The 9,446-nt window shown below is 50.7% G+C and carries 6 protein-coding genes; 1 reads left to right on the forward strand and 5 read right to left on the reverse strand.

What is annotated here, in order from left to right:
• Nucleotides 1-36: 36 nt before the first annotated feature.
• The 5 genes from ACFSUS_RS09495 to ACFSUS_RS09515 form a co-directional block, all read right to left on the reverse strand.
• Nucleotides 37-1,599: a RagB/SusD family nutrient uptake outer membrane protein gene (locus ACFSUS_RS09495; protein WP_381521892.1), complete on the reverse strand. Its 1,563-nt coding sequence runs from the start codon at nt 1,597-1,599 to the stop codon at nt 37-39.
• A gap of 39 nt (nt 1,600-1,638) precedes the next feature.
• Nucleotides 1,639-4,743, reverse strand: a complete 3,105-nt coding sequence (locus tag ACFSUS_RS09500) for a SusC/RagA family TonB-linked outer membrane protein (RefSeq protein WP_381521894.1) — start codon at nt 4,741-4,743, stop codon at nt 1,639-1,641.
• 193 nt (nt 4,744-4,936) lie between these two features.
• On the reverse strand, nt 4,937-5,650 hold the full coding sequence (locus tag ACFSUS_RS09505; RefSeq protein WP_381521896.1) for an NUDIX hydrolase: 714 nt from the start codon (nt 5,648-5,650) through the stop codon (nt 4,937-4,939).
• 414 nt (nt 5,651-6,064) lie between these two features.
• Complete coding sequence (locus tag ACFSUS_RS09510) at nt 6,065-6,988, reverse strand: tryptophan-rich sensory protein (protein WP_381521898.1); 924 nt, start codon at nt 6,986-6,988, stop codon at nt 6,065-6,067.
• A gap of 249 nt (nt 6,989-7,237) precedes the next feature.
• Nucleotides 7,238-8,278 carry an SDR family NAD(P)-dependent oxidoreductase gene (locus tag ACFSUS_RS09515; protein ID WP_381521900.1) on the reverse strand — a complete coding sequence of 347 codons (1,041 nt, stop codon included), beginning with the start codon at nt 8,276-8,278 and terminating at the stop codon, nt 7,238-7,240.
• A 165-nt stretch (nt 8,279-8,443) separates the two neighbouring features.
• Between ACFSUS_RS09515 and ACFSUS_RS09520 the strand changes: the two genes are divergently transcribed.
• Nucleotides 8,444-8,989 carry a DUF4136 domain-containing protein gene (locus tag ACFSUS_RS09520; protein WP_381521903.1) on the forward strand — a complete coding sequence of 182 codons (546 nt, stop codon included), beginning with the start codon at nt 8,444-8,446 and terminating at the stop codon, nt 8,987-8,989.
• Nucleotides 8,990-9,446: the final 457 nt, after the last annotated feature.

The raw sequence follows: 9,446 nt of genomic DNA on the forward strand, positions 1-9,446 counted from the left end.
GCAACACCTTGCGTCTCCGGCGTACCGGTCTCTGCATTAATACGTATTGTTCTGCTTGGTACCGGGATTGTTATCAATCTCCCGCTGCGGAATGGGGTACAGATCCCGACCGGGTTGGTAGGACGTGAACTCGGGGTCCCGCTGCTTTAGCTCAGCTAGTTTGGTCGGATTTTGTAGCCAGCCCCATCGCCGGATGTCGTCGAAGCGGTGCCCCTCCAGGGCGAATTCCAGCAGGCGCTCATGGGCCAGTTGATCCCGGAATTGCTCCTGGGTCATGTTCGGTTTCGCTTTGGCCAGGTCGGGCAGTCCGACGCGGTTGCGAACCTTCTGCACGTATTGAACAGCGTCGGCTGTTTTGCCGGTTTCGTTCAGGCACTCGGCATACATCATCAGCACATCAGCGTAACGCAACAGTCGCTCGTTAATGCCCGACCGCCAGTCGTATTCATCAGCGCGGCCGTTGTCGAAGTTCTGATATTTGCCGCAGAAAATGTCATTCAGGTCAGCGGGGTTATTAGCGTACTTCACCGAAAATTCAACACCGTACAGCTTCAGGCCTGGTTTGTTATACAGGATGGTCGATACCAAACGAGGGTCGTCTTGCCCAGCCGTTGTTTTTTCGAGCAGGAACTCGTTGAAGAGGGAGCGAGTTGGCTGCACGTCGGTCCATCCAAAACCGCGGGGGGCATACGTAATGGCCCGACCCGTTGTGCGTCCCCAACCCGGCGCTGGTTCGCCACCCCAGTTAAACTCGGTGCCGCCCGCATCGCGCGAGAACTGTACTTCAAAGAGCGACTCTTTATTGTTCTCGTTTCGTTCGGTGAAATTATCGTGATAATCAGCGACCAGGTCATAAACGCCGAGGTCGATAATGGCTTTGAACTGAGCGGCAGCCTCGGTATACTTTTTGTTGAACAGATACGACTTGCCTAAAAAGCCTAAAGCGGCTCCTTTGGTAGCCCGGCCAATCTGGCCTTTGTCGGCACCGGTCACGTCGACGTACGAAACGGGCAGCATGGTGGCTGCTTTCGTGAAGTCGGCAATGACCTGTGTCCAGCCTTCTGCTTCCGTCGACTGCTTCACGAAAAAGTCAGCTTTCGATTTAACCGACGTCGTCGGCAACGCTACGTTACCGAACAAATTCACCAAGTGATAGAAGTACAACCCACGCAGGAAATAAGCCTGACCGAGTATACGTGTCTTGAGCGCTTCGTCCATGGTGATGTTGGGTACATTGTCGAGCACCTGGTTGGCTTTCGCTACACCTTCGTAGTAAGCCCCAAAGGCAAAGCCATAGAGAGCGTCGTCGGCGGTGCCCAGGGCAAACTTCCCCATGTTGTACATGGCTGGCCAGGGGCTGTTGCTTCTGACGTCGTCGCCCCGCAGATCGGTGAGCGCATTACTCGACCGCATATAGCCACCGTCAACGGCCAGGCTTAGATACGTAGCGTTAAGGCCTTTTAAGGCCTCGTCCTGATTACGCCAGAAGGTAGAGGACGTTTGCTGGTTTGGGTTGACCTGCTCCAGTTGTTTCTGACACGCCACGGTCATCGCAACCGTCAGGGTGGCCAGTATAAGTGATTTGTTAACGAGTTTCATGTGTAAGTGCCGCTTCGGCAGCCTGATAAGGGTGAGCGATTACAGTCCGATTTGCAAGCCAATAAGAATCGAGCGGGGATTGGGGTAAGAGCCCCAGTCAAAACCCCGGCTGAAAAGTCCGTCGCTGTTGAAGTCAGGGTCCAGACCCCGGTATTTCGTGATCAGGAACACGTTCTGGCCGGACACGTAGGCCCGAAGGCGGCTAATGCCTTTAATTTTGGCCAGCGCCGATGCCGGCAATGTGTAGCCGATCTGCGCGTTTTGTAGCCGGGCATACGAGCCACTTTCTACGAATCGGTCCGAATCGCGGTTGTTGGTGTTGGGATCACCAATGATTGGGCGCGGTACGTTCGTGTTGGTGTTGGTTGGAGTCCAGAAATTCAGCGCGTCAACGCTGGCGTTACCGTATTGCAGGTTCATCAGATCCCGGTAGATGCCGTTGTACACTTTGTTACCGGCATTGCCCTGCACGAAAAACGATAAATCGAAGTTGCGGTAAGAAGCATTGAAGTTCGCGCCAAAATACACCTTTGGAATGGCTGATCCGAGATACACGCGGTCCGTTGCACTGATTTGCTTATCCCCGTTCGTATCCACGAACTTGATGTCGCCGGGAGCCGCATTAGGTTGCGTTGCGTGGTTTTTTACCTCCTCGGCCGTCTGGAAGATGCCTTCCGTGCGGTAGCCGAAAATCTCACCCACCGAATGGCCCACTTCTGTTTTACTGGCAGCCCCGTAGATTGGGTTATTGTTACCGCCCAGCTCCAGCACCCTGTTGGTCAGCGTGTGAACATTACCTGAAATCTCGTACTGGAAATCGCCCGAACGCTTGCGGTAGGCCCCGGTAAATTCAATACCGTAGTTCCGAACGGAGGCCGCGTTAGTGGTAATGGTGGCGTTGGTAGCTCCTACTGAATACGGAATTGGGACAGGGGCCAGCATGTCGTAGGCGCGGTTATCGAAATACTCGGCCGTAAACGACAACCGATCCTGCAGCAAGCCCATATCGATGGCTACATTCGTTGTTCGCTTCGACTCCCATTTAATGTTCGGGTCGACCACCTGCGTCCGCGTTGCGCCGGGCACCAAAACGTTGTTGAAGACGTAACCCGCGTTGGTGTTAATGTACGAATCGAACAGGTAATCACCGATGTTCTGGTTCCCCAGGGTCCCGTACCCCCCGCGCAGTTTCAGCGTCGTGAAGATTTCGGGTAGTTTTATATCGTTGTGGATGTTCCAGGCTGCGGCTACTGACCCAAAATTACCAAACCGATAGTCGGGGCTGAACCGCGACGAACCATCGCGTCGGAAGTTAACCGTCAGCAGGTACTTGTCGGCGAAGTTGTAATTTACCCGGGCCAGCGTTGAAATCAGCGTCGAGTTAAACTGCGTACCGGTCACGGTTCGGGAGCCGCTTTCTTCGATACCAGCGCCTAAGGTTTTAATATAGGGTTCGGTCAGGCCGCGCAGACTACCGTATACGCCTTCAAACACCCCTTTTTGATACGTATAACCCGCCAGGAAGTCGAGTTTGTGTTTGCCAAACTCATGCAGATACGTAAGCGTATTCTCGGCCAGGCCAATGGAGTTCTGGGTTACGTTCTGATTGTATATGGCAATGGCCTGCAGATAATAGAACCCCAGATCGTATTTCGGCTCGAAGTACTGGTAATTGGAGTTCGTATTGTCGTAGCTGAGGTTAAGCCGGTATTTGAGGTTCTTCAGAATCTCGGCTTCGCCCCAGACATTGGTCAGCAGGCGGTTACGTTTCTCGGCTCCTCGAAGGAGTGAATTCATGCCCACTACATTCAGCGTAATCGCTCGCTGGGTGATGTTGTCGCTACCGCCGAAGCCGCCTAACCGATTCGGGTCGTACACGGGCATAGTCGGGATGGCCGTGAGCAGGTTGGTTACGGCTCCGCCGAATACGGCATGGTCACGGGTACTTTCTGCCCCAATTTTTTCGGAATTGGTGTAAGCGATCTTCGCGCCAAAGTTGAAGATGCCTTTCTTGCCGACGAGGTTGGTATTCAGTGAGTAACGGGTGTAGTTCTGGGGGCCGGTCACTGTACTGCTTTGATCGAAATAACCTAAGCCAACGCTTCCCCGCAAGGCTTCGGTACCGCCCGAAAAGTTAAGGTTATGATCTTGAATGTAGCCCGTCTTTAAGCCTACTTTCTGCCAGTCGGTATTAACGTTGCTGATGAATGCCGGGTTAGCCGGGTCATTACCGGGGGCAAGGCTCAGCCCTGCGTTGGTTTCGGCCGCCCGCACTACGGTCTGATAGCCCACGCGGTCGAGTACGGGAATGCTACGGTAAATCTTGTTGGAGCCAGCGTAGCCATTATAATCTACCTTCAGCGGTCCTGCTTTGCCTTTCTTCGTCGTGATGATAACGACACCAGTAGCCGCGCGTGATCCGTAAATCGCTCCCGCCGACGCATCTTTCAGGACCTGGATCGACTCGACATCATCCGGTGAAAAGTCGAATGGATCGTTGACGGGGACGCCATCGATGACGAAAAGTGGCCCGTTGTTACCAAACGAGCTAATTCCGCGAATTTTGATCTGCACAAACCCGCCCGGTTCGCCGGAACTTTGCACCGTTACGCCGGCTACCTGCCCTTGTAGTTGCTTGGCAATGTCATACGATGCCGTTTTGCGGGCATCGTCCACTTTTACAATGCCTACCGACCCCGTCAGGTCTTTCACTTTTTGCGTGCCATAACCGACCACGACGACCTCGTTGAGCGTCTTATTATCAGCAACCAGCGTAATAGTAATCTGGCTGGACGAGCCGACGACAACTTCCTGCGATTGATAACCTACGAAGCTGAAAATCAGGGTTGACTTAGCGTCCGGTACGGTGATACTGAACTGTCCTTTGGCATCGGTGGTTGCCCCCCGTGAGGTACCTTTCAGCAGTACGTTCACGCCGGGAAGCGCGGCTCCGGCTTCGTCTTTGACGGTCCCCGAAACGGTAACTTCGGCAGCTAGTACGTTGCCTGGTCGTGCAGAAAATATAAATCCATTCTCAGGTAGCGGTGCGGCACAAAGCGATGGCGGCACCGAAAGCGCCAGAGGTATTAACGTTATACCGGCCATAGCCCGAATACGTTTAGCTGATTGTCGATGTTTTTTCATGTGTTTGCTGGAATTTTTGGACAAAAACGTCCCTGACACCCTTTTCAGGGCGTTTCTCGATTAAGGGGAAATGATTTGGAATTAATGAGGCTGACAGTGATACCGTCAGTGATGACGTTTACCAGGTGTTACATACGCATCCGTAGTTAAGGGTTGACGACAGGACTCCGCGTAAAAGAAGATCTGGATCGCGTTAAATGGATTCAGCTAACGTTAACTCAGGCAGGAAGTTGAAGAAGCCGTTCTGGAACTTTAAGTACTCTTCGGTATTGAGAGTAAACAGCTGGGCTTTTTTGGTTACTGAGTTCGCGTCTTTCTCGCCTGTGCTTTGTAGCAATCCGGTGGACAAAATTTTTCGGCTAAAATTTCGGCGATCAAGACTGGTGTCATAAATAGCTTCGTATAACTTCTGAAGCTGCGGAATTGTGAATTTTTCCGGGAGTAGCTCAAAGCCAAGCGGGTGCAGGGCCGCTTTATACCGCAACCGCTGGAGAGCCGCATCGACTATCGAATCATGGTCGAAGATGAGAGCGGGCCTGTTTTTTAAACTAATCCAGGAGGCATTGTGGGCCCGAATCGCGTTCCCGTCCTGCTCCTCAATGTTCACTAATGCGTAGTAAGAGACCGACACCGTCCGCTCGACAGGATCGCGGTCAACCGCTCCAAATGTTTGAAACTGTTCTAAGTAATTACTGTCAAGGCCGGTTAAATTGTACAAAATTCGTCGGGAAGCTTCCTCCAAGTCCTCTTGTTCTCCTAAGAAGCCTCCCATGAGCGACCATTTGCCGTATTCAGGCTCGAAATTCCTTTTTATCAACAGTAAATTCAATTCCTCGCCATCAAATCCGAAGATGATGCAATCCAGCGCAAGAAGTATTCTGGAGGTATGTTTGTAGTGCACCCTCATAGGCAAATAGGCTTAGGTGAATAGGGAGATCGCGTTTGCTTAACACATTAATAGTGTGTTAACGACACAATTATAGATAAGTAATTTCGATTCTCCAAATAGTACCAAAAAATTTTTAGGGATATATATCAATTTATAATTAATTGTAAAAAAACGGTACAAGGTTATCTACAGGGATAAATGTGTTAAATTCGGCGAAAAAGTTTTTTCGGCTTTTTGAAGAAAATAGAGCTGATGATACGAGTAAAATATTTTAATAAATAAGGCAGTTTACGCTCTGTACTTAATTAGTGTACTAATGATGAGTATTTATACTTAACTTATTGGTGACCGTACTGGTAAGGTTTTGTTGCAACTTAGCCATAAAAAAAGCGCACTATGTAGAAGTGCGCCGTACATTGAATTTTGGTGTCGTTAATCTATCTCGACGGTCCGCTCGCGGGCAATGGCTGCCTGACGAGGCTCTTTTGTTTCTGTGGGTGCAGTTAATAGTTCTGCTTCAATGTCTTCGACCGCAGGCTTCATATCCTGAAATTTACCTTTAGGAAGCCAGTACGCCAGCAAACCTACGTAAGCTGCAGCTAACCCGGCCGCTGTCCAGCCTACAACCGGATGCTTGGTCCACTGTCGGGTAGCAATACCACCGAAGCCAGCCACAAAAGGAACCATATACCACGGGTCATTCAGGCGCCGGGCTATGACATAACCAGCAGCCGCTGTTGCCCCCAAAATACCCGTAGCCAGGGGAACATCGCGTTCGTCGTTGCGCTCCCATACGCCCAGGGTCAGCAACGTATCGGGCGTGCCTACCACCGTTGCCGCCGTCAGCCAGCCTGCATAGAGACTGACCGGAATGCGTAGATACGTTTCGGGGGCTGGTACGTCCGTTTGGCCAATTTCCAGACTCTGGTGAAGGCCCAGGGCAACGGGCAGGTTTAGCTTCGTCGTCAGATCCGAGATGACCACACTGCGGGCGTCATTTTGCGAGAAGAAGCGTCCAAAGACGGCGTTGAGTGTCCAGCTAGCCAACCACCACGGAATAGCCTTTTCGTAGCGTGGGTTATTTGACTGAGAACGTAAAGCCTGATGCACCAGCAAAGCACCCAATCCTGAGTAAACTGTTGACCAGACGACGGCGAACGACCAGCCCGATGGAATAATTAAATTATTGTCAAATACTTTCTGATACTCAACCGGCACGTCGTACTCAGGCGCCGATTCGTCCTGGATCTGCTCACGATTTTGTTGGCGCGAGCGTCGGCTGGATGTCGTTGTATAGATGATACTACCAACCGCAAATACGGCGGTGGCAATTCGCCAGAATGATGAGTTTTTCATGGGAGTTGTGAAAACAGAGTCTGTATAGGTGAGTACTGTTGAGCGAAGTTTGAAACTTCGCTCTAGTGTTATCCGCCGGGTGACCGGTGCCATCTCTGACCGGTTCCATCTTTAACTAGAACGGAACGTCAATATGCTGTGGTCACAGATAACACCGGTCAGAGACCGGATAACGCCCGAGCAGAGTCTAAGACTATGCTCAACTTGGCTTACTCAAACGGCTTTTTAGAGTTCCGGACGCAAATCGACTCACGCCAACGCTTCCTCGACTTTCGATTTCACGTCATGATACGTGCCGTTCAGCGAGTCGGTTACTGAGGCCAGTGCGTTTTTCGCCGACCGCCCGGCCGATTTAGCTTTGTAGCGGTAACGTGCCCGATCAATTGCATTGGTGTTGTTGTAGGCCGCCAGTAGGGCCGCTACACTAACAACTACGCCCGCTGCTACGCCAATGGTCCAGGCGATGGTTTTTTGCTGTTTTTTAACGGCTTCGCTGTCTTTACGTTCGTTGTTATAGCGCATCATAGCGCCGGTCATCTCGGGCGGTGCTACGTAGCCCATGATTTCGTACATCTTATTCTTCGCGCCACCCGGTATCACTTTCGACTCCCCTTTCAGGAAGGCCTTGTAGCCATCGCGAGCCACCATGACAGGGTCCTGCAAACTGTCGGTTATGACCGTATCGGCAGCCCCGGCCTTGTTAAAGAAGTCGGTATCGGTTGCGTTCGGCATCAGGGCCGTCATCGTTACGTTCGTGTCCTTGAGTTCGTTGTTCATCGACAGGGTGAACGAGTAGATGTAAGCCTTCGTAGCAGCATAGACTGTTTGCAACGGAAAAGGCACAACGGCGACCAACGAAGACAGGTTAAGAACACGCCCTTCGTTCCGAGCTACCATGTCTTTCAGAAACAGCTTCGTCAGGTGCGTGAACGTGACGACGTTGAGGTGAATGAGTTCAGTTTCTTTTTCCCAATCGGTTTCGGTGGCAAACTTACCATAGGTACTAAGGCCAGCGTCATTGACCAAATAATTGACGGTGATACCCTGGCGTTTCACTTCGTCGTATACTTCCTGGGCCGAGTTTTCCTGCGAGAGGTCTTTGCCAATTACGGTAATCTGCTGGGTACCGTAATTACTCCTGAAAACGTCAGCCAGCCGGTTCAGGGTGTCGTCGCTGCGGGCGACCAGCACTAAATTATAACCATCCTGGGCAAATAGTTTAGCTAATTCCTGACCAATGCCACTGGAGGCTCCGGTAATAAGGGCGGTTTTTCCTGTTTCTGTGTTCATAACAATTGAGCGATTAATGAATAGTATACCGCTTTATGAACTCCCATCTGCCGAAGTTGTTTTCGGGCTGCTGAACTTGACGATTAGGCCTTTGGCGCAGGGATTTGAGCAAATCTGTGACAAAATGGCGTTTTTCTGGTTGAATAAGTAGTCGCTAGAAACGTTATGAAAAGTTTATTAGTAACCTTACTTCTGTTAGGAGTGGTACTGGTTGGCTGTTCGCCATACCGCATCGTACAAAATCAGGTTGACAATGCCGCAGCCTGGTCGTCTTATCGAACTTTTGCCTTTGTCGATACAAACCGCATTGAGTCGACACCGCGCGATACGTATCAGGCGGTTATGGAGCAGGTCAAGCAGGCTGTTGTGGCCCAGATGGCGGCCCGTGGCTATCAGCAAACCAAGGATAATCCCGATTTGCTGGTCAACTTGGGCGCTGTAGTAAAAGAAAAGACCCAGACGCGCCCAACCACGATCTACGAAGCGCCCCTGTACATTGGTCAACGGCGTTACTCGTGGCGCAGTCAGGAGGTACCCGTCGCTACCTATAAAGAGGGAACGGTAAACTTACACGTAGTTGACGCTCAGCGGAATGCGCTGGTATGGGATGTGGCTGTATCGAGCGTGTTGAACCGGCGTGGTGTTACGCCCCAGCAGATCGAAGATGCCGTCGGTAAAGTATTCGAAAAGTTTCCGTCGAAGGGCGCTTGAAACGACTTAGATTTTGTCTAACCATGAGGCCTATCTGATTAGTTGAGCTTTGACTCAGTCAATCAGATAGGCCGCTGACTGCAATAAGCTTTTATTGTATGTATGCCATTGGTTATCAGTGGTCATAACAGGATGATTTTATGTCAGATATCATCATAAACCTAAAAATCTTACCAGTAAATAAGTATCTATCATCAATCAGCCTGAAACTTAGTCAACACATTACATTGTGGAGTAAACAAGTATATTTTTGATGGTCAAGCCAGAAGATGGGTATCAATGTTTAGGGGTCTGTTGTAGTTGATAACGTTCTGGCTAAGTGCTATTAAGTAATCTAAGTTGCATGAAAGGCAGTTGATACGATCACAAAAAAGACATAGCTCAGAGCAGGCGTACCTTTGAGCTGCGAAAACAACGATAACCTGCTCTGGCTATGTCTGAAAAAGTGATTGCAATT

The organism is Spirosoma soli (genome assembly GCF_042684525.1).
Classification (GTDB): Bacteria; Bacteroidota; Bacteroidia; order Cytophagales; family Spirosomataceae; genus Spirosoma; species Spirosoma soli.